This window comes from Sulfurimonas gotlandica GD1 (assembly GCF_000242915.1).
GTDB classification, from domain to species: Bacteria; Campylobacterota; Campylobacteria; order Campylobacterales; family Sulfurimonadaceae; genus Sulfurimonas; species Sulfurimonas gotlandica.
This window is the reverse complement of record NZ_AFRZ01000001.1, coordinates 2361162-2382530: the sequence shown is the minus strand read 5'-3', so window position 1 is coordinate 2382530 and position 21369 is coordinate 2361162. Positions and strand designations below refer to the sequence as shown.

Sequence of the window (21369 nt, the reverse complement as noted above, 5' to 3'; positions counted from 1 at the left end):
TTGTCAATCAAAAGTACAATCGAGTCTTTAGATTTTTTCAGCACTTTAAAGACTCAAGATGTTGAACTTTTAACTTCCATTTCTACACTTCAATCATACAATAGTGAATATGTACTCTATTATGAAAAAGAAGAGAGTAATAACTTACTGTTTTTAGTTAGTGGACTAGCAAAAACATATAAGATAGATAAACACTCAAACGAAATCTTTCTATACTATATATATAAGGAATCTCTAATCTCAGAGATTACAAACATAAAAAATGAGACTTTAACATCATTTTCTAATGTTGCACTTGTTGAAGATTCTCAAATTCTTAGTATAGATTATAAAGAATTTAAAAAGCACTTCTTAGAGAAGAATCTACTCTGCTTAGAGCTTGTAAATGAAATCAGTTTAAGATCTAAAAAGATTGAATCACTTATAAATAGAGAGTTCATTTTTGACTCAGTAGAAAAAGTAGCAATGATGTTATACTCTGATTTAGATATGTTCAATAAACTAAAACGACACGATATTTCCCTTATTTTACATATTCAGCCTGCAACTCTCTCTCGTGTACTAAATAGATTAAAACGCAATAAGATTATTGATATAATGCAGGGAAAGGTCACAATATTGGATACAATAGCATTAAGGGAGATAGGAAATGACTAAGATAAAAATAGTTGGTGTACTAGTTTTTATATTATCTATTGCATTAGCAATTTTGTCTAACTATATTTCTAACGAAAATAAAACCAATAATAAACTTCTTGACACTATTAATGCTCAAAAAGGCTTTACTCAAGAGATTTCTAAAAATATTTTCTACATATACAAGAATCAAAATGCTTCTACGATACAACTTGATGACTCTATTAAAAAATTTATAAAAAATTTAGAAAACAGAGACGAACTATTAAATCCTATTGACTCTGCTTTAATCAAGAATAAAAGTGACGAAATTGTTATTTTGTGGAACAAATTTTATAAACATGTTCAAGATTTCAGAGATAAAAATAAAATTATTTCAACATATTCTTCTATTCTTTTAGAGCAAGTTGTAAATGACATCTATAATACGAATATAAAACTAGTAGTTGAATTTAACAAGCTTATTGAGATGCATAATCTCTATTTTGAAGAAACTATTAATAGCCATAAAACATACAGTACACACTCTTTTCACTCTAGTATTGTTACTTGTATATCTATTTACACAAATCAAAGATGTAATAACTTTTATGCAAAAATTTATTCATACTTCAAAAAAGATTATTACAAATTCAAGTATCAAAGATTTAGAACCAATTAAAATTAATAACAATTCCAGTGAGCTACTCGAAGCTAGTAATAACTTTAACTACTTAGTAGAGAAAATAAATAATTCCATATATAACTCAGCAAAATCAATAGAACACTCATACAAGTCATTAGAACTTGTAGAAAATAATATAGAAGACTTATTAGAACTACTATATGTAATGGACAATAATGAAGGTATAGATAAAGAACTAACCAAAAAAGAAGATGCTCTTATTCAATCTCTAGAAGAATTAACTTCATCAACACTCAAGTTGGAAAATCTAAAAGCAGATTTAGATAATCTAATCTCCCACCAGAATCATAAACAATCTTAAAATATAAAATTAATCTTTTTTTTTGACCTTAGTCAAATTATTCATCGCCCAATTGTAATAATATTTTGAATCATTTGGATATATTTCATATATTCAAAGGAATATTAAGGAGAAGAATATGACTAAGCATTTCAATAAGCTTACTTCACTTGTTTTAGGAACTACATTAGTTGCGACAGTTGCGTCCGCTGCTGGTGGTGGTGAACTAGAAAAAGTAATGAAGGCAAGAGGCTTAACAGAAAACGATGTAATTCGTGCTGCGAAAACTTACAACCCTACTGGTGGTAGAGATGAGTTTATCGTATTTAGTTCTGGTGGTCAATCTGGACAAGTAATTGTTTATGGTGTTCCATCAATGAGAATTTTAAAATATATCGCTGTTTTTACACCTGAGCCATGGCAAGGGTACGGTTATGATGTTGACAGTCTTAAAATATTAAGACAAGGTAACATTCGTGGTCGTGAAATTAACTGGGGTGATACTCACCACCCTGCACTTTCTGAAAAAGATGGTAAATATGACGGTAGATGGTTAGCTATCAACGATAAAGCTAATCCACGTATCGCTATTATCGATTTACATGACTTTGAGACAAAACAAATTGTTTCTAACAAAGTATTTAAATCTGCTCACGGTGGTGCATTCTTTACACCAAACTCAGAGTATATCCTTGATGCTGCACAATATGCTGCACCATTTGATAATAACTATCACCCAATTGAAGAGTACAAAGAGTCATACCGTGGTGGTGTAACTATCTGGAAATTCGACGATAAAATAGGTAAAATTATAGAGAAAGATTCTTTTACTGTTGAGATGCCTCCATATATGCAGGATTTAAGTGATTCTGGTAAAGGTGTTTCTAACGGTTGGGGTTTCACAAACTCATTTAACACTGAAATGTATACAGGTGGTATCGAAGTTGGTATGCCGCCAAATGAAGCTGGTATGTCAAGAAATGATACTGACTTCTTACACGTATATAATTGGGAAAAATTAGCTAAATTAGCTAAAGACAAGAAAAATGTAAAAATTATTAATGGACACAAAGTTATTCCAATTGAAGTGGCTGTTAAGAATGATGCATTATTTTTAATTCCTGAGCCTAAATCTCCTCACGGTGTAGATGTTTCTCCTGATGGTGAATATATCACTGTTTGTGGTAAACTAGATACTCACGCTTCTGTTTATAAATGGAGCAAAATTAAAGAACTTATCAAAAGCAAAAAATACACTGGTAAAGATCCATACGGTATTCCTATCTTAGATATGAAATCATCTTTACACGGTCAAGTTGAATTAGGTCTTGGGCCATTACATAATCAGTACTCTCCAGTTGATGGCGAGATCTATACTTCACTTTATGTTGATTCTCAAGTTGTAAAATGGAATTACAAGACTCTTAAAGTTCTAGATAAAGAGAATGTACACTATAACATTGGTCACCTTTGTGGAATGGAAGGTAAAACTGCTGATCCTCAAGGTAAATATATCATTGCTCTTAATAAACTAGCAATAGATAGATTCCAAAATGTTGGTCCTCTTCACCCACAAAATCACCAGTTGATTGATATTAGTGGTAAGACTATGGATTTATTAGTAGATATGCCTTTACCTCTAGGTGAGCCTCACCAAGCTGTAGCAATCAGAGCTGAGAAACTGCACCCACACGTAAGATACAAAATGGGTACAAACTCTAAAACTGGTAAAGAACATGTTGGTAAAACTTTAGCAGGTCAAGAAAGAATTGAAAGACGTAATGCTAAAGGTAAGATAGATCCTAAAGGTAAAAATGTTTTTATTTATTCTACATTTGTAAGATCTCACATTAACCCTGAGAGAATCACTGTAAACAAAGGTGACAATGTTACTATGTACATGACTAACTTAGAGAGAGCTCAAGATGAGACTCACGGGTTTACTGTAGATAACTTTAACGTTCACGCTTCATTAGAGCCAGGTGAAACTGCTGAAATTAACTTTATAGCTGATATTGAGGGTGTTTTCCCTTACTATTGTACTGAGTTCTGTTCTGCACTACACTTAGAAATGATGGGTTACCTTATGGTTAAAGATCCTAACAAAAAATATGTTAGTGCTCAAAAAATCAAAATGGGAACAATGAATAAAGAACAACTAGATGCTGAATACAAAAAAACTGTTGCTGTAAATGATGCTACAGATGCTGTAATCCAATCAGTTGTTGCTTTCTTAAAAGCAAACAAATTCGGTGACCACAAAACTGTTGCTGCTCTTGTAACTGATGCATTCGACCAATATGGTCAAATACCTGCACAGAAAAAATTAGCAGACGAAGCATATAAAAAAGGTGACATTGAAAAAGCTATCCTTTTTGAAAATATGATTTGGCAACTAATGGTTAAAACAGCTGACGTTGGTATTAGAGCAAAAGACGCTCTAGTTAGACTAGTTGCTACTAAACAATCTGCTTCAGCTCAAGCTGGTGAAAGAACATTTGGTGAAGGTGGTTGTTCAGGTTGTCACGTTATTGGTAAAGTATCTTCTGGTCCAGACCTTACAGGTGCACTACAAAGACATGAAAATGGTGAAAAATGGGTTAGTAAATTCATTTTAAATCCAGAAGAAATGTACGATGATCCATATGTAAAAAGCATGATTGACTACTTCAATCTTAAAATGCCTAACCAACATATGAATGAACAAGAGACTAAAGACATTATCGAATACCTTAAATGGATAGACGAGAATGCTAACTTATTCTAGACAATAGATTAAGATTTAGGCTTATTTACAAAGGAGGGATTTCCCTCCTTTACTCCAGTACACCACTACATAACAACCTTAATCAACATTAACTAATTATCATTAAATTTGAATTTTGTCACTTTTCAACTAGAAATGCCTATATCATAAATTTATTTAAATTTACTTGACTTGCGTCAATTATTCTATTATAATTTTTTACTTTTAATTATAGTTTATTAATATAATTAAAATTATTATTATTGATATTAATCTTTTATTGATTTAAATCTAGTTTTTTAACTAATATTTTTGATATAATCAATTTAAATAATAACTATAATAATTAGAGGTTTATTGGATATCTAAAATTATTTTTATAATAATTAGATATTTAATGAAATTTAGTGTTATTTTTTTAACAACAAGGAAAACATATGCATCCAAGTATAAAAAAAGCAAGATTATTTGCTTTACTAGCTTTGATTATTTTAACATTCTCATTCACATTCCCAATGATTGCTTTTAACGGAGTACTTACCCAGATTGACAATCAAGAGGGCAGTCAAGTCTCTTCATTTAGCGCAAAAGTATGGAACTTTTACAACAAAGGAAGATATAAGAGTATATCTACGCCTAAAGAAGCTCATAACAACTTAGAGCAGATGATTGAATCTGCTTCTGAGATTGGGGTTGCTTCTCTGCCTATATGGGCTGTTTCACTAGAAGCACCGAATTATCCAAAAGAAGCTTTTCCTGAAGGTATCCCTGTATATTTCCATTTTGATGGATATAGTGGAGAAATTCATGAGATGAATACTATTAATCACTATGTAGGAATGGATCCTATGTGGATTGGTGGTATATTTGAGAGAGAAATCGGTATTTATGCCCTACTTTTACTATCTCTTGGTATGATATACTTTATTGCTTATAACAATAGAATCCTAAACTATGTGATGCTTGTTCCAGCTTCTCTGCCAATACTATTTATAGCAGATTACTCATACTGGCTTTATTGGTTTGGGCACAACCTTCATGACTGGGGAGCATTTAAGATTAAACCTTTTATGCCGACAGTATTTGGAGACGGTAAAATTGCACAGTTTATTACACATTCATATCCATCAATTGGTTTCTATATGATTGTTGCTATCGGATTACTTAGTTTGCTTGCATTTTTTGCAAAACAAAAAGCATTAAAAGAAATGCAATCTTAAATTGAGAGTTAAGGCTTTACATGTTTAGAATTATCTTCATAGTTTCTCTTTTTTTATACAGCCAACTTAGCGCTAACATATTGCAAGATGCAATAGACAATGCGCCTGAGGGCTCTATTTTAAAACTACCGGCTGGTGTTTACAAGGGAAGTATCAAAATCAATAAGCCTATTACTATCATAGGTAAAGAAGATGGTGTAATTATTGATGGCGAAGGTTCTGGAACTGTAATACATGTAAAAAGCTCATATGTGACTCTAAAAAATCTGAAAATAATAGGAAGCGGTGATAGACACGATAAAATCGATTCAGCTATTACTATGGTAGAAGGTAAACACTGTGAAATAAGTAACTGTGTTATTGAAGACTGCCTTTTTGGAATAGATTTGCAAATGGTAAATAACTCTATTATTTCAAATAATAAAATAACTTCAAAAGACTTAGACTTGGGTATGCGTGGTGATGGACTTAGACTTTGGTACTCAAATGATAATATTGTCAAAAAGAACTCACTTATAAAGTCACGTGATATGGTTGTCTGGTACTCTCATGGAAATGAGATTGTTGAGAACTATGGTAAATACTGTAGATACTCTTTGCATCTTATGTATGCAGGTAAAAACCTTATTAAAGACAATATGTATGAGTTTAACAGTGTAGGCATATTTTTTATGTATTCAAAAGACACTACAGCGATTGGAAATGTTGTAAAAAGTTCTTTGGGTGCAACTGGTATGGGAATCGGTCTTAAAGATGTTTCAAACTTTATACTAAAAGACAATAGTGTAATTTATTGTGCACAAGGCATCTATATTGACAGATCTCCTTTTGAACCTGACACAAAGAATTGGCTCATCGGGAACAAAGTACTTTATAACTCTGAGGCAATACATTTTCACTCGTTAAGTATAGATAATGTTATGAAAGAAAATGTTGTTATGGGAAATATAGAAGACGTTGTTAATGACAGTAGAGGTGCAAGAACAAATGAAAATGAGATAGTTGGAAATTACTGGGACAACTACACAGGATTTGACAGAAATGGAGATAATATCGGAGATACTCCTCATAAAGTTTATCAGTATGCTGATCAACTTTGGGTTTATAATCCAGATGTTAAATTTTTCTATGGTTCACCGGTAATCTCACTACTAAACTTTTTAGCTAAACTAGCTCCATTTACAAAACCAGTATTCTTATTTGAAGATGAAAAACCTAAAGTTAGGATTAAAGGATAAACATGGCAACAGTACAAACAGATAGAAGAGAGTTTGTTAAATATTCTACACTTGGAATATTAGGCCTTGCTCTTGGTGGAGGAATAATATTTAGCCCTTATACCCTTAGAGCAGAAAATAGACTAAGACCTCCAGGGGCCGTAGATGAGAAGAAGTTTCTTGCTCTATGTATTAAATGTGGACAGTGTCTTCAAGTATGTCCTTACCATTCTATAAAACTAACAGACATGGTAAAAGGTCATGGTATTGGAACACCATATATAGATGCTAATGAGCGTGCTTGTTATGCTTGTAGTGCTGTTCCTTGTGTTCTTGCATGTCCAAGTGGCGCCTTAGATCACCACTGTGAGAAACCAGAAGACATCCATATGGGAATTGCTGTTTTAGAATTTCCAGATACATGTTTAGCTATAACGAACACTCCTGTTCCGGCTGGATATACAGACAGAATGAGTAAGTTTAATGATTCGGTTACAAACTTAAACAAACTAGAAGTTGATCTTCTAGAAAAATTCTCAAAATATGAAGGCAAACAGTGTACACTCTGTGCAGACATGTGTCCTATTCCAAACCCAATCAGTGCAATTGCCATGGTTGCGAATGAGGGTGGAGGAAACCGTCCTGAGATTTATGACGGCTGTATAGGCTGTGGTGCTTGTCAAGAGGTTTGTCCAACAAAAGTACCATCGATTGTAGTTAAACCGAGAGTGACTTATAAAGAATATTACGCAAGTAAAAACTAGGAGATATTATGAAAACATCTAAAATTCAAGCTTTAGCATATACGCTTAGCTTCTTATTTATTGCAGGAATTACTGGTTGTAGTGACAGTGCTGATGAAAAGCAAACAAAAAAAGAGCCTTCTACAAAAGCAGCTGAAGCTCCAAAAATCGAAGTTGTTCAAAACAAAGATGCTCATGCTATCAAAGTTGAAGTAAAAGAGAATGATAAATCTCAAAGTAAATCTTATTACTATGACTACAACGTAAAAAGTGCTTACGATGAAAATTCTATGCCTGCCAATAATGATGCATCTGTTCGTGTTAAACCTAGAACAATTATAGATGCAAATATGCACGTTAGAAGTCCTTATGAGAAAATACAAGTCTCTATGCTTGTTAAGAAACTCTCAAAAGAATTCATAGTAAAGTGTTCAGCATGTCATAATGATTATGCGAATGGAGTAATTGGTCCATCTCTTCTTGGTAAGGATTCAGATTATATATACAAGAAAATAATATCATTTAAAACTGGTGAAAAATCAAATCCATTAATGAATGATTTAGTAAAGATGATGAACGATAATGAGATTAAACAAATGGCAAATGAAATATTTGAATTTAATAAAGAGATAAATAAGATGAGGAATAAATAGTGAAAAATATAATAGTAGGTGCTTTAACACTTATAATAATTGGCTTAATGGTTTTTACAGCGATGGATGATCCTGTGTATCATGGTGGAGAGCATTCAAAAGTTATTGAAGATTTTGGCACGGGTGACGGTAAAAATCAAAAAATAGTAATTTCTACAACTCCTGAAGAAAAATCTGACAGAGAAAAAGAAAATGAAGCATTAAACGCACTTAGAGACAAAGCAGGAAATGCTGGAGCATTCAAAGTTAGTAATGAGTATAAGAGTAAATGTTCATCTTGTCACGGTGTTAACGGTTCAGGATTCCAAAATGGAAAATCAATGATGGGACCAAAACTATTCGGACAAACTGAGGAAAAAATTTACAAAGACTTAGCAGACTTCAAAGCTGGCAGAAAAGAGAATATGATTATGAAGGGTCTTCTAATTAAACTTAATGATGATGACTTAAAAAGATTTGCTAAAGAAATCGGTGAGTTTCCAGCAAGAGAAAAAGCGGCAGAAGAAAAAGCGGCAAAAGAAAAGTAACTAGTAGTAAATAAAACGGAGTATTTAAATGGATAAATATAACAATAGAGAAACTATAAAGAAATCAACTTTCTTCTCTACATTTTTTGATACTACAAAAGATGGCAAAAAGAAATTTAGCTATAGAATGAAGAGATGGATATTAGTTATTACTATCCATCTCTTTTTCTTCTTGTCATTTTTTATTGACCTACAGCTTCTTGAAGGTACACTGAGTGGCTCTAGATTTCTAGGTTTTCATATGATTGACCTTTATGCCACTATGCAGCTTTTTTTAGCTACTCACGAAATGCCGATAAACATGATTATAGGTACGGCAACTATTGTCATCGTTTATCTCCTAGTTGGTGGTAGAAGCTACTGTGCTTGGGTATGCCCCTATGGAATCCTAAGTGAAATAGGTGAAAAATGGCACAACACTTTAGTAAATAAAAAAATCATCAAAGAGAGAAAATTTGACCACAGAGTCAGACACATCTTTTGGGCGATATTTTTAATTCTTTCTGCTACAAGTGGGTATCTTGTTTTTGAGACATTAAACGTAGTTGGTATTTTAAGTAGAATGATTGCTTATGGATGGTCTCTAGCATTTTTCTGGGTAGTTGTTGTGTTTGCAATAGAAGTATTTTATTCTCGCCGTGCTTGGTGTACTTACATTTGTCCAATAGGTACTACTTACGGTTATATAGGTAAGGTATCTGCGCTTAGAATTGAGTGGAATGACAACTGTGACCACTGCATGGTCTGTAGTGATGTATGTTTTGAAAATCAGGTATTAGAGATTACAAAAGCAAAATATGACAAACAAAGAGAAGAAAAAAGTATCACAAAAGAGTATATCACTGGTGCTGACTGTACACTATGCGGTAGATGTATAGATGTTTGTCACGCAGATGCTCTTAACTTTGACTTTAGATTAAAAAGCTTGGTGTAAATAATGATAAAAATTAATAACTTAACCAAAAAATTTGGCTCTCACGTTTCACTTGACAGTGTAACTTGTGAGTTTAACAAAAATGAAGCTATAGCACTTATGGGTGCAAACGGTGCGGGTAAGACTACTCTTATCCGTTCTATCCTTGGTTACTATCATCCAGATGCTGGAAATGTTTCCATAAATGGACTTGATCCAATCAAACAAAGAGTAGAAGTTCTAAAAGAGATTAGTTTTGTTCCTCAACTGCCTCCTCCGATTAAACTAAATATTGATGAACTTATTCAGTACATCAGTATAAGTGCAGAAGTAGATAAAGAAAAAATCAAATACTATGCGAATGAGATGAAACTTGATTTAAATTCAAACATGAATAAGTCATTTTTTAAACTAAGTGGCGGGATGAAGCAGAAACTTCTTATTGCTATCTCTCTAGCAAAAAAGAGTAATATAATCATCTATGATGAACCTACAGCAAATCTAGACCCTAAAGCTAGAGATGACTTCTACAGACTGCTAAAGCAAAATGAAGAAGAAAAAGTTCTTCTATTTGTAACGCATAGACTTGAAGAAGTAAAAGATCTGGTAAATAGACAGATATACATGGATATGGGAAAAGTGGTTTCGGATGATAAGATTTAATTTTCTGCTCATATTAACACTAACTTTTTTCAGTGCTTGTAACTCATCACAGAGTTCATCAACTACAGCACTAAAGAGTGAGATAAAAGTATGTCCAAAGTGTCATATGGAAGTAGAAAAGTCAAATGCTCATAGTGCTTCTTTAGTTGAGAATGGTATCGTACATTACTTTGACGATATAGGATGCATGATTTTATGGAGTAATGAGAACAGCATAAATACAGAAAAGGCAAAAGTCTTTTCTAAAGATACAACTCACTACATAGATGCAGCAAGTGCAAGTTATAAAATAGGTGAAAAAACTCCTATGTCTTACGGATTTTGTGCTTATGAAAACAGTGTTGAAAATCATATTGACTTTGATGAAGTCACTATAAAAATGTTAAGAGGTGAGCATATGGCAAACCCAAAAATTAGAAAACAGATACTAGGATATTAATGAAAAATTTATATTTAATCGCATACTTAGACTTAAAAGAGTCTCTTAGAGCTAAATGGTTTGTTGTTTACTCTCTTGTATTTGGAGGGCTGATAGCTCTGTTTTTTATAGCAGGAGTAACAGAGTCTCAGGTTATGGGCTTTAGCGGTCTTAGCAGACTGCTTCTAATGTACATACAGATTACAATCGTAATCTTGCCTATATTTATTCTCATAACTACGGTGAGGTCTATCTCTGGAGATAGAGACAACCATATTTTAGAGTATATGCTCTCTTTTCCTATATCTCTTAAACAGTACTACTGGGGTAAGATTATAGGTCGTTTTATTACTGTTTATCTTCCTGTTCTTTTTGCTATGGTTATTGCCATAATTTATGGCGCTTTTAAGGGTGCAGCTATCCCTTGGAGTATATTTTTCTTATACACTGGCCTATTATTTGCGATGAGTAGTGCATTTTTAGGTATAGCATTTTTTATATCTTCATTTGTAAAATCTAGTGAAGTTGCTCTAGGCATTGCATTTTTTATCTGGATATTTTTACTTGCTTTTATAGATATCGCACTTATTTCACTTATGATGCAAAACAGATTTAATGAAGAACTTATTATCTTTATCGCAATGATAAATCCTATGGAGATTTTCCGTGTTGCGGCAATATCACTGTTTGATCCTGAACTAACGGTTATGGGACCAGTTGCATTTTACATACTTGATTCTATGAGCCAGATGGTTTTTGTACTTGTGTCTATAGGTTACCCTCTTTTTATAGGTTTGCTTTTTGCATTTATGGGTTACAAGATTTTTGAGAAAAAAGATTTAGTTTAATATTAAAAAATCAAGGAGATAAAAATGATTAAAATAGTTTTAGCAGTAGTTTTAGCAGCGAGTGTTTTGTTTTCATATGAGATGGATTACACAAAAGACACAGAATGTTTAGTTAGACACTTCAAAGTGTATAAAGACCCTAAATGGGTAGCAAAGATAGAACTCAATAACGGAAAGAAAGTATTTTTCTCTAGCCCTAAATCAATGATTGAGTTTTACCATCAACCTGGAAAATGGTTTGATGTTGGAGTCAAGAGTGAAGATGACTTTAAAGAGATTCTTGTAACAGATTTCTCTACACTAAAACCTATCAACGCAAAGGGTGCATTTTATGTTTATGGTGCTAATGTTACTTCCCCTGCAGGCGATGATTTAACACCATTTGCAACTTATGATTTAGCAGAGGCTTATTCTAAAACTCATAACGGAAAAAGAATTATGCACTTCAATGAAATCTCAAATGCACTTATAAGACTTTTAAACGGAAGGATATAATAATGACTAAGCCTACACCACTAAATGTTGAGATAGTACTTGATCCAAAACGCTACATAGTCAGCGAGACAGATGCTAAAGGTAAGATTACGTACTGTAATGACTACTTTATGGAAGTCTCAGGTTATAATGAAGAAGAACTAATAGGTGCACCGCATAACATCGTACGTCATCCAGATATGCCAAAGGTAGTTTTTAAACTACTTTGGGAAACTATATCTGCCGGAAAAAATATCAATGCTGTTGTTAAAAATCTGGCAAAAGACGGTAGATACTACTGGATATTTACAGAGTTTGAAATCCGTAAAGACACTGACACAGGTGCTGTTATCGGTTATCATGCATCTAGAAAGACAATATCTAAGCACGTAATAGAGATCATCAGTGAACTTTATGCAGAGCTTTTAGAAATAGAAAATAAAGACGGCGTTGAGGCTTCTCAAGACTATTTAGTTAACTTCCTTAAGTCCAAAGGTGACGATGTAGATTTCTCAAATATTATGGAAGAAATCCATAGGTTTTACTAAAATTACCTCCCTTATAAGATGAAAAAACTTTTACTATTTATATATTTCATCTCTGCACTAAACGCTAGTATTCTCCAAGAAACTATAGATAGTGCTCCTTCTGGAGCAACCCTCAAACTACCCGCTGGCATCTACAAAGGTAATATAATAATTAACAAACCTATAACTCTCTTAGGTAAAGAAGACGGTGTCATCATAGATGGCGGCGGAATCGGAAAAGTCATAACTATAAACAGCTCAAACGTTACCATAGAAAATCTTACAATCACAAATAGCGGTACTCAGATGCACCAGCTTGACTCTGCTATATTTATAAACAAATCTAAAAATTCCCAAATAAGTAACTGCAAAATTTTAAACTCTCTATACGGCATCGATATGCTCATGGTAGAAGACTCTAATATCTCAAACAATTTCATAACTTCTAAAAACAATGATATAGGTCTAAGAGGAGATGCTCTAAAGATCTGGCACTCTCATAACAACACTATAAGCAACAACACTATAGATAGAGTTAGAGATGTAACAATGAACTACTCAAATAACAACATACTAGAGAACAACCATATACTCAACTCTAGATTTGGCTTACAAATAGCTCACAGTAAAAACAACCTCATCAAAGAGAATGAGTTCAGATACAACTCTGTTTCATTAATGCTAATGATGACACAAAACACTAAAATCACAAACAACTCCATACAAAGCTCAAAAGGGGCTGCTGGCATCGGAGTGATGCTAAAGGGTGGACATAACATTCTTTTTGAGTACAACACGCTTAGATACAACGCTAAGGCAATGTACATAGACTCTAAGTGGACGGAGATGAGTATGAAGAGATATATAGTGAATAATGAGATATCTTACAACAAAGAAGCTATACACTTTCACCTAACCATACGAAACAATACCTTTACCCATAATGAATTTGTAGGAAACATAGACGACATAGTAAAAAGCACAGCAGGATTTGAGACGAAGTCAAATGTAGTTGAGTATAACTACTGGGACAGATATGCAGGTTTTGATACTAATGGCGACAACATTGGTGACACCTCTCACAAGATGTATCAGTACGCCGACCGTCTTTGGCACTACAACAACAAGGTTAAGTTTTTCTACGGCTCACCTGTCATGACACTACTTAACTTCTTAGCTCAAGTAGCTCCATTTATAGACCCTATCTTAATGCTTGAAGATAAGAAGCCTATTGTTAACCCCACTGTGAGTATGGATGCTCTAAAAGATTAGAGTTATAATATCTAGCATCCTCCGTTACTTCTTTTACTATCCACTCTGGTAGTTCTACACTCTCATCTTCACTCTCAAGCTCAACTTCTGCAACTATCAAGCCTTCATTTTCTTTATGAAAGATATCTATCTCCCATAGATGATTTTTATGTTTTAGCAAATATCTAGTCTTGTCTATAATAGGTTTACCACATAACATATCTAGCATCTCATTTGCATCTACTACTGGTATAGCATACTCATACTCAAGTCTTGTAGCACCAACACTCTCACCCTTGATAGTCAAAAATGCTTCATCACCCTTCACTCTTACACGGACAGCAGTTTTATCTTTAGTTTGAATATAACCTTGTTTGATGTCGTAACCGTTTGCCAATATTGGAAGCTTGTCTATATCTATCAGAAATTTTCTCTCGATTTCTAGTGCCATGGGTTACCTTTTTTAAACTTTCTTATTTACCACTTAGTAGATTTAAACTCTTTATCGTAATGCATTAAACCCTCTTTCTCCATTCGTTTTATATCCATATTTTTTATTTTTAGTGTTGAAACGGCTTTTTTGACTGCTTTTTTTATTATTTGTTCTCTTTCTTTAGCTTCTTGTGGTTTTTTTGTGTTGTGGGTGTATCGGTAGTCTATTACTAATGTTCTCTTTCCATCGTTTATGGTTTCTGTTGTATCGTAATAACCACACTTTATAGAGTAGAATTTCACTCCACCACTATAATAACTTCCTCCAAAGCCTCTTGAAAAAACACTTCCTGAACATTTGAGATAATTGACATAAGTTATCCAACCTTTTTTATATGTTATTCCTGTTTCTTTATCATTTTTAGTAAATACTTTTTCTTTAATATCACTATCACGATAATAAGCATCTTTAGTAAAATGTTTTTTCATCATTCTATAATGATATGGGTCGGTGTAGATATGGAATTTCATGTTTTCAACAATATGCCCCAAATAATATGTACCTTCTTTATATCTATCTCTTTCTCTTTCATAATCTTTATCAATTCTCCAATCTGTATTTAGCACAACATAAGATAAATATTTACTCTCTAACTTTTCATTAGGCTTTACTGGTCTATAAGGTGAACTACACGCAGTAAATAAAAAGACTACGCTTATTAAAAGCATATTTCTAATTATTTTTCTCATGGTCTATCTCCACACTCTGCACCACCTAATTGGTTACACTCATCAATTACACCCCCAATTACACCCCTGTGAATGAATCTCCACTTTTTATTACTTTTGATATTAATGATTTTGATACTCCTAAATATTCTGCAACTTCTACTTGTGAATATCCATCCATATATGCGTTAATTATAGATAGGTTTCTATCTTGTCTTGTTTGTATACTATCGAAATGTTCTTACCTCGTTCCCATCGTCCCCGATGGGAATGCATACTATAGTCCATATTACCAAAACCTCTCAACATATATTAAACCTTTTATATCTTCATAATCTCTAGCACTACTGTATCGCCAATGCTTTGCCTCATCAATATATCCTCTCTTAACAGGATTATTATGAATATAGTTTATTCTATCTATCATCATCTTATCATCTACTATGAGCTTAGGGGAGTAGCCCTCTTGCCATAGTTGGTATGTTGCATCTACTTTATGAGCTTTTTTATAAAAACTCAGTTGGTCTAGTATAGTTTTTACATTTTTCTCTTGCAGATGCTTAAGTATTTGTTTTGCAGTATATGATTTAAAACTTCTCATACTTTTAGCTATATCATCACTACTTGCGATTAGATGCAAGTGATTTTCCAATATTACATATGCATGAAGTTTTAAGTTATCTTTTTCTTGAAGATATTCTAGTGTATCAAACACTATCTCCGTTGTATCTACTCTTGTAAATATAGGTATCCAATGAAGTATTGTGCAGGTTATAAAATGTGGATGTGTTTGTTCGTGTATTTTATATCTACTTCTTCCCATCTGTGCATTATAGTTATTTTTTACTTAAATATATAGATAAGCGTTCCCATCGGGGACGATGGGAACTAGAATAATGGGAATATAAGCTAGATATTAAAGAACGTAATCAACAACCTTAGCCTCAAGTGTTACTTCTTTTATAAGTTCAACAACCTTTAGATGTTCCGCGTGAACTGCGTAAGCTTGTAGGTCTTCTTTGTCCCAAAAAGTGCTGTATAGTGAAAGGTCAAATGCTCTCTCAGATTTGTTAAAGTCAACTCCTACTTCCATTGATTTTAGAGCAGGAATCAAATCAACTAAAGCGTTTAATCTTGAAGTCACTTCTTCTATATTTGCCTCTTTCTTTTCATCTTTAAACTTGAACATTACTATGTGTACTATCATTTTTATACCTTTTTTAGTGCAATTCTAGCATAATACATTTATGAAAAGAACTTTAAAAGAACTCTATGGAGTTGGCATACTATTTTTTTACTTTTTAAAGTGGCCATACTTTTTTGGTTATCCATATTTATACATGAACGGGTTAGACAATAACTTTATACTTAGCGGGCTATGGTTTTATTGTCTGTTTTTAATATTAAAAGATGCATACACTATGATTAAAAATAAAAAAATCAACAGATGTAATATTAAGTAAGAATCCCTTTCCAGAAAAACTCAGCTATCATAACTATCAAAAATATTCCTACAAGATTTAAAACTATCCCGTATCTGATCATACTCTTAACGTCAACTACGCCACTACTCATAGCTATGGCATTTGGAGGTGTAGCTATTGGGAGCATAAAGGCATAACTGGCACAAAGAGTTGCTACCATCATAAATAGGGTTGTGTTTATTCCTGTCTGCTGGGCCACTGAGTAGATAACTGGAAGCATGATAGATATAAGTGCCGTATTTGAGGTTATTTCTGTTGTAAAAGTTATAAGCGTCGCAACTGCAAATAGTAATACAATTGGATGCAGTTCTGTCATTACAATAAGATAAGATGCAACCTCAGATGCAAGACCTGTAGCGCTAAAAGCTTTTGCAATAGAAAAACCTGCGCCAAATAAGAACATGATTCTGTAAGGAATTTTTGCCTTATCATCCATCCACTCTAAGACGTTAAACGGCGGCATAAAAAGAAGTAAACCTGCAGATAGTAAGATACCCGCTTCACTAAGACCCAACCCTCCCCAAAATGGTTTCATAGGAGCGTTTAGAAGCAGTAAGAAGACAAGTCCTCCTGTAATATATAGAACTTTTTTTTGAGTTGTGTTTAGTGGTACTTTTTCTCCGTTTCTATGTATTGGAGTATTTGGAACTCCTAAACTTAAAATCATACTCACCACAATAAACATTAAAAATGCAAGTGGAGCGACCATCCAAACCCACTGAAAAAATGGAATAGTCTCCATACCTTTATCTGACATAATTCCAAGCAATATAAGGTTTGGTGGTGTCCCAATAGGAGTCATAATCCCACCGACACTAGCACCATAAGCTATGGCAAGAGCAAATCTGAGTTTTAGTTTTATATCATCTGTAATAAACAGCGCAATAGACATAAGAAGCAGAGTTGTCGTAGTGTTTGAGAGAATCGAGCTAAGCAGTCCGGATGTGATAGCCAAAGAAAAAATCATTCCTCTTGGAGTGTTAGGAAAAAGACCTAGCATCTTGTCTGCTATCCATGTATGCAGATTACTTTTCTCAACTGCAATAGCAAGTAAAAAACCACCTAAAAACAAAAATATAATAGGATGTGAGTAGTTTACAGCCGTAGCCTTTGTGTCTAAAATAGAGAAAGCCGGAAAAAGCACGATAGGGAGCAGAGATACAACGGCAAGAGGTAAACCCTCATTTGTCCAAAGTGCAACTAAAAAAGCTATGAGTCCTAAAAGCGAAGCCTGAGTCGGGTTAAATAAAAAAAGTGATATTGCAAATACAAAGATGCCAATAAGTACACCAATTCCTATTTTTTGAAACTGCTCTTTGTGTTCGCTCATATATACCTACTTTAATTAATCTATGAACTATTATACATAATGATTTGATTAAAGTCAAAGCTAATAAAATAATATTGAATTATAATAGTAATAAATAAATATTATAAGGACTAGATTATGCGAAACTTATTAGCTATACCATTCATTATGGCAGCTTCTCTACTTGTTCAAGCATCTGATATAGAGAGTTTAGCTGAAAATAAATGTGGTAGTTGTCACCTTATAGGAGAGATAACAAAAGAAAAACTAAATAGAATGGCAGCGCCGCCATCATGGGCACTAGCTAAGAAAGTAAAAGTAGCTTATCCAAACAGACTAGATGGAATTAATTTTATAATCAACTACACACTTGAGCCGTCTGAAGAGAAAATGCTTTTTCCAAAAGAGACTAAAGAGCGTTTTGGTCTTATGCCATCACAAAAAGGCGCTCTTACAGAAGATGAAGCAAGAGCGATTGCTGAGTATATTTTAGATAAATAATATCAGTTAGAAAGAAAGTTTTTTAGACTAATATGTGGGTCTTCGCCCTCTAACATTTTATAGACTTCTGTTGCTATTGGCAAATATAAATCTTTGTTTTTTGCAATCTTGTTAAGGGCATAAGTAGTTCCAATGCCCTCAGCAACTTCACCTAACTCTTTCAATATCTCTTTTTGACTTTTTCCCTGCGCTATGCCAAGTCCTACACGAAAGTTTCTACTCATAGTCGATGAAGCAGTAAGGAAAAGATCCCCTGCTCCACTAAGACCCACAAAACTCTCTTCCTTAGCCCCATAAACATAGCCAAATCTCTGCATCTCTACTAAACCACGAGAGATAAGTGAAGCCGCGGCATTTTTACCAAGACCTAAACCTTCACATATCCCTGCAGCTATAGCAATAACATTTTTATAAGCTCCCGCAACTTCAGCACCCATTACATCTGTTGAAGTATATGTTTTTATAAATGGCGGAAAAAAAGTAGCAAATTTTGCACTCAGATTTTCGTTATGAGAGTTGATTACAAGTGCTGTAGGAAGAGACTTTATAACCTCTGCAGCAAACGATGGACCAGATAAAAAGGCGATATTTTCATCTGGAACGTATGGCTTATAGATATCATTTAAAAATCTGCCTGTTGTTGCTTCTATACCTTTTGCCGCTACCAATATTTTTTGATTGTTAAATACAAAATTATCTTCTAACCATGATGATATCTGCTGTGCTGGAATAGCAATAACTAAATACTCTAGCTTTAAAATTTCTTCTAAAGATACAAAATTTTCTACATCTCTAGGTGTTCTTGAAGTTATATAAACTTCATTCTCTTGACCTAATGCAAAAGCTAAAGCAGAGCCCCATTTTCCAGCTCCTATTACACCTATTTTACTCACACTTACTCCCTATTAACTTTTCAAACTCTTTGATATCGTGTTCGTAACCTACTACAACAAAAATATCTCCACTTTTTATGATGTGATGTTTTGCTTTTGAAGAGTAGATAAACTCTCTGCTCATATCTTCATGTACAACTGAAATCACTATGATTCCATGCTTTGAACTCCACTCAATGTCTGCCGGATATTTTCCATCAAAAACAGTATGATCTTCTATTTTTATTTGAGCTATTTGCAAAGCACTTTTTTCATATAAGATATCGTGCAATACTTCTGTGACTATCGGTTTTTCAAGCATCTCAACAATGACATTTGCAGTAGTTTGAGTAGTTGGAAGGACTCTGGTTGCACCAGCTAAAGTAAGCTTATCCGCACTCTCCTTATCTTGCGCAAGAGCAACAATAATCAAATCTTTAAAAGCATCACGAAGGGAGATAGTTAAGAATATATTTTCAGCCATATCTTCAAGAACACAAAATGCAACACAGTCACTAATATCAACTTTGCTACTTAAGTTATCCCAATTATCACCTAAATCAAAACTATCTTCACCATCTTGACCTAGTTTAAAAATATATACATTTTTATATTCTGATGATATGTTTTTTTCTATCTCAAATGTAAAATCATTATATCCGAAGATTAAGGCATTATTTTCCATTATTCGAGCCTTTTTTATGGAGATAAATAGAAAACTCTTTTAAAAACTGTGTGTTACCAATAACTAAAAGATAATCACCTACTTCTAAAACTGTACTATCGATTGGATTAAAAAAGAATCTCTTTCTAACTTTTTTATAGATGCCTAAAAGTATTATTCTATACTTTTTATTTTCTAATTGCCCTACCGTTACAAAGCTTTCTAAAACTCTATCACTTACTAACATCTCTTGCACATCAATGCCATTGTAGTTTGTACGAAGAGCATGAATAGCTTCAAATGCAACTGGTTGACCAACGAACTCTTTAGCAATTATTCCAACAAGTTCTTTCTCATAAAAAAGCTCATTTACACCGGCGAAGTTCAACTTGTTTCTATTCATCTTATTTATCAAAATGGACAGAATAAAAACATCTTTATTAAAAGAACGAACAGTTAGAGCCGTATATACATTTTCTACATCACTATGACTCAAACACAGAATTGCCTTTACCTGAGTTTCAATATTTATATTGAGCTTCTTATAACTCTCAATAGAACCTGGGTCGTAGTTAAGTGAAATAAAACCATCTTTTTTAGCTGATTCTGACTTATTAAAATCTTCTTCCATAATAATTACTTTGTTATTAAGAGAAAGTTTTTTAGCCACTTCTTTAGATACATTTTCATATCCACAAATGAGATAAAACTCTTTTAATTTTGATATATCATCAATAACTTTTAGATCTTTAATCTCATCGAGTTTTTCAGTAAAAGATGTAACTATAAGCGAAGTTGTAAAGGAGAAAACACCGATACCCGCAACTATTACAAACATGGCAACAACACGCCCCTCTTGTGTAACGGGCACAATATCTCCAAAACCGACTGTTGAGATAGTAACTATAGACCAATATACTGCTTCAAACAGTGTATCTATTGGAGAATCAGGGTTATTCGCTTCCATTACATAAATAAGTACCGATGAAACAAATATGATTATAGATGCAAAAATAAGCAGTGTGAAAAACTCAAACTTTTTAGCTGAGATTACTGATGTAAATGTTTGAATGCTTTTTGCGTATCTAAAGAGCTTAAATACCCTAAAAAGTATAAATATACGAAGTAGTCTTAACTGATGGAAGAATGGTATAATTGCTAGTAAATCTATAATTGCTTTAATAGATAAAATATATTTAAATTTGGCAATAATTATATCTTTTATAGCTTTTAGAAGTTTAAATTTATTTCCAAGCATAACATCATGTTCACTCTGATCTATAATAACTTGAGTAACACTACTGCTTATCCACAGCCTCAGCATATACTCAATAAAAAAGATAATAGAAACTATATAGTTGTTAAAAAAGAGAAGGTCGTCATTTACATGTGACTTTACTTCTCGAATGAGGATAACAACACTTGCAAAAATAAGTGTTATCATAAAAATATCGAAGTATTTTTTATATTTGTAACTGCTGTTTTCCAGCAGGTTATAAAAAAAACGCTTTTTTCTCTGATAAGCGTCCGATGTATTTATAAAATATGCAAGATCTACAATCAAACGCTGAATCACT

At 33.1% G+C, this 21369-nt stretch carries 26 protein-coding genes; 18 read left to right on the top strand and 8 right to left on the bottom strand.

The window, feature by feature from the left end; translation table 11 throughout:
- The 16 genes from SMGD1_RS11770 to nosD all read left to right on the top strand — a co-directional run bounded on the left by SMGD1_RS11770 (position 1) and on the right by nosD (position 13822).
- Positions 1–657 carry a Crp/Fnr family transcriptional regulator gene (locus SMGD1_RS11770; protein WP_008339519.1) on the top strand — a complete coding sequence of 219 codons (657 nt, stop codon included), beginning with the start codon at positions 1–3 and terminating at the stop codon, positions 655–657.
- Positions 650–1297, top strand: a complete 648-nt coding sequence (locus SMGD1_RS11765) for a hypothetical protein (RefSeq protein ID WP_008341414.1) — start codon at positions 650–652, stop codon at positions 1295–1297. Before SMGD1_RS11770 ends, SMGD1_RS11765 begins: the two co-directional genes overlap by 8 nt.
- Complete coding sequence (locus tag SMGD1_RS11760) at positions 1227–1622, top strand: hypothetical protein (protein WP_040766580.1); 396 nt, start codon at positions 1227–1229, stop codon at positions 1620–1622. The genes SMGD1_RS11765 and SMGD1_RS11760 overlap by 71 nt, the downstream gene beginning before the upstream one ends.
- Positions 1623–1740: 118 nt before the next feature.
- The gene (nosZ, locus tag SMGD1_RS11755) at positions 1741–4368 is read left to right on the top strand and encodes a Sec-dependent nitrous-oxide reductase (RefSeq protein ID WP_008339236.1); all 2628 of its coding nucleotides are present in this window, start codon (positions 1741–1743) and stop codon (positions 4366–4368) included.
- Positions 4369–4784: 416 nt separating this feature from the next.
- Positions 4785–5567 (top strand): hypothetical protein, encoded by a 783-nt coding sequence (locus tag SMGD1_RS11750; RefSeq protein WP_008339408.1) that lies wholly within the window; start codon positions 4785–4787, stop codon positions 5565–5567.
- Between the two features lie 20 nt (positions 5568–5587).
- A complete protein-coding gene (locus tag SMGD1_RS11745; RefSeq protein ID WP_008339435.1) occupies positions 5588–6805 on the top strand; it encodes a nitrous oxide reductase family maturation protein NosD in 1218 nt (405 codons plus the stop codon).
- A gap of 2 nt (positions 6806–6807) precedes the next feature.
- Complete coding sequence (locus SMGD1_RS11740) at positions 6808–7548, top strand: 4Fe-4S dicluster domain-containing protein (RefSeq protein WP_008339366.1); 741 nt, start codon at positions 6808–6810, stop codon at positions 7546–7548.
- 8 nt (positions 7549–7556) lie between these two features.
- Complete coding sequence (locus SMGD1_RS11735) at positions 7557–8180, top strand: c-type cytochrome (RefSeq protein ID WP_008339377.1); 624 nt, start codon at positions 7557–7559, stop codon at positions 8178–8180.
- Positions 8180–8707 carry a c-type cytochrome gene (locus tag SMGD1_RS11730; protein ID WP_008339481.1) on the top strand — a complete coding sequence of 176 codons (528 nt, stop codon included), beginning with the start codon at positions 8180–8182 and terminating at the stop codon, positions 8705–8707. Before SMGD1_RS11735 ends, SMGD1_RS11730 begins: the two co-directional genes overlap by 1 nt.
- Before the next feature lie 28 nt (positions 8708–8735).
- Positions 8736–9641 (top strand): NapH/MauN family ferredoxin-type protein, encoded by a 906-nt coding sequence (locus SMGD1_RS11725; protein WP_008339274.1) that lies wholly within the window; start codon positions 8736–8738, stop codon positions 9639–9641.
- 3 nt (positions 9642–9644) lie between these two features.
- Positions 9645–10283, top strand: coding sequence for an ABC transporter ATP-binding protein (locus SMGD1_RS11720; RefSeq protein WP_008339249.1), 639 nt, complete (start codon positions 9645–9647; stop codon positions 10281–10283).
- The gene (locus SMGD1_RS11715; protein WP_008339541.1) at positions 10270–10722 is read left to right on the top strand and encodes a hypothetical protein; all 453 of its coding nucleotides are present in this window, start codon (positions 10270–10272) and stop codon (positions 10720–10722) included. Before SMGD1_RS11720 ends, SMGD1_RS11715 begins: the two co-directional genes overlap by 14 nt.
- Complete coding sequence (locus tag SMGD1_RS11710; RefSeq protein ID WP_008339195.1) at positions 10722–11549, top strand: ABC transporter permease; 828 nt, start codon at positions 10722–10724, stop codon at positions 11547–11549. The genes SMGD1_RS11715 and SMGD1_RS11710 overlap by 1 nt, the downstream gene beginning before the upstream one ends.
- A 24-nt stretch (positions 11550–11573) precedes the next feature.
- Positions 11574–12044 (top strand): nitrous oxide reductase accessory protein NosL, encoded by a 471-nt coding sequence (locus tag SMGD1_RS11705; protein WP_008339399.1) that lies wholly within the window; start codon positions 11574–11576, stop codon positions 12042–12044.
- A gap of 2 nt (positions 12045–12046) precedes the next feature.
- Positions 12047–12571, top strand: a complete 525-nt coding sequence (locus SMGD1_RS11700; protein ID WP_008339309.1) for a PAS domain-containing protein — start codon at positions 12047–12049, stop codon at positions 12569–12571.
- 18 nt (positions 12572–12589) lie between these two features.
- Positions 12590–13822, top strand: coding sequence for a nitrous oxide reductase family maturation protein NosD (gene nosD / locus SMGD1_RS11695; RefSeq protein ID WP_008339214.1), 1233 nt, complete (start codon positions 12590–12592; stop codon positions 13820–13822).
- Here the strand turns inward: nosD and SMGD1_RS11690 are convergent.
- From SMGD1_RS11690 to SMGD1_RS11675, 4 genes are all read right to left on the bottom strand, one after another.
- Entirely contained in the window at positions 13785–14252 is a 468-nt protein-coding gene (locus SMGD1_RS11690; protein WP_008339523.1) for a CYTH domain-containing protein, read from the bottom strand. The two genes, nosD and SMGD1_RS11690, sit on opposite strands and share 38 nt — an antisense overlap.
- A gap of 26 nt (positions 14253–14278) precedes the next feature.
- Positions 14279–14983 (bottom strand): hypothetical protein, encoded by a 705-nt coding sequence (locus tag SMGD1_RS11685; RefSeq protein WP_008339569.1) that lies wholly within the window; start codon positions 14981–14983, stop codon positions 14279–14281.
- 268 nt (positions 14984–15251) lie between these two features.
- Entirely contained in the window at positions 15252–15785 is a 534-nt protein-coding gene (locus SMGD1_RS11680; RefSeq protein ID WP_008339527.1) for an REP-associated tyrosine transposase, read from the bottom strand.
- A gap of 93 nt (positions 15786–15878) precedes the next feature.
- Positions 15879–16169 (bottom strand): Dabb family protein, encoded by a 291-nt coding sequence (locus SMGD1_RS11675; protein WP_008339264.1) that lies wholly within the window; start codon positions 16167–16169, stop codon positions 15879–15881.
- A 40-nt stretch (positions 16170–16209) separates the two neighbouring features.
- Here SMGD1_RS11675 and SMGD1_RS11670 point away from each other — a divergent pair, with 40 nt between their 5' ends.
- Positions 16210–16425, top strand: coding sequence for a hypothetical protein (locus tag SMGD1_RS11670; RefSeq protein WP_008339453.1), 216 nt, complete (start codon positions 16210–16212; stop codon positions 16423–16425).
- On the opposite strand, the gene SMGD1_RS11665 is transcribed toward SMGD1_RS11670, so the two are convergent.
- A complete protein-coding gene (locus SMGD1_RS11665; protein WP_008339340.1) occupies positions 16418–17776 on the bottom strand; it encodes an SLC13 family permease in 1359 nt (452 codons plus the stop codon). The two genes, SMGD1_RS11670 and SMGD1_RS11665, sit on opposite strands and share 8 nt — an antisense overlap.
- A gap of 117 nt (positions 17777–17893) precedes the next feature.
- Here SMGD1_RS11665 and SMGD1_RS11660 point away from each other — a divergent pair, with 117 nt between their 5' ends.
- The gene (locus SMGD1_RS11660) at positions 17894–18256 is read left to right on the top strand and encodes a c-type cytochrome (protein ID WP_008341409.1); all 363 of its coding nucleotides are present in this window, start codon (positions 17894–17896) and stop codon (positions 18254–18256) included.
- A gap of 2 nt (positions 18257–18258) precedes the next feature.
- Here the strand turns inward: SMGD1_RS11660 and SMGD1_RS11655 are convergent, their stop codons facing one another.
- The 3 genes from SMGD1_RS11655 to SMGD1_RS11645 are packed head-to-tail and all read right to left on the bottom strand — an operon-like array spanning position 18259 to position 21368.
- Positions 18259–19149, bottom strand: coding sequence for an NAD(P)H-dependent glycerol-3-phosphate dehydrogenase (locus SMGD1_RS11655; RefSeq protein ID WP_008339304.1), 891 nt, complete (start codon positions 19147–19149; stop codon positions 18259–18261).
- The gene (locus SMGD1_RS11650; protein ID WP_008339522.1) at positions 19142–19813 is read right to left on the bottom strand and encodes a TrkA C-terminal domain-containing protein; all 672 of its coding nucleotides are present in this window, start codon (positions 19811–19813) and stop codon (positions 19142–19144) included. The genes SMGD1_RS11655 and SMGD1_RS11650 overlap by 8 nt, the downstream gene beginning before the upstream one ends.
- On the bottom strand, positions 19803–21368 hold the full coding sequence (locus tag SMGD1_RS11645; RefSeq protein ID WP_241761481.1) for an ion transporter: 1566 nt from the start codon (positions 21366–21368) through the stop codon (positions 19803–19805). The genes SMGD1_RS11650 and SMGD1_RS11645 overlap by 11 nt, the downstream gene beginning before the upstream one ends.
- Position 21369 lies beyond the last annotated feature (1 nt).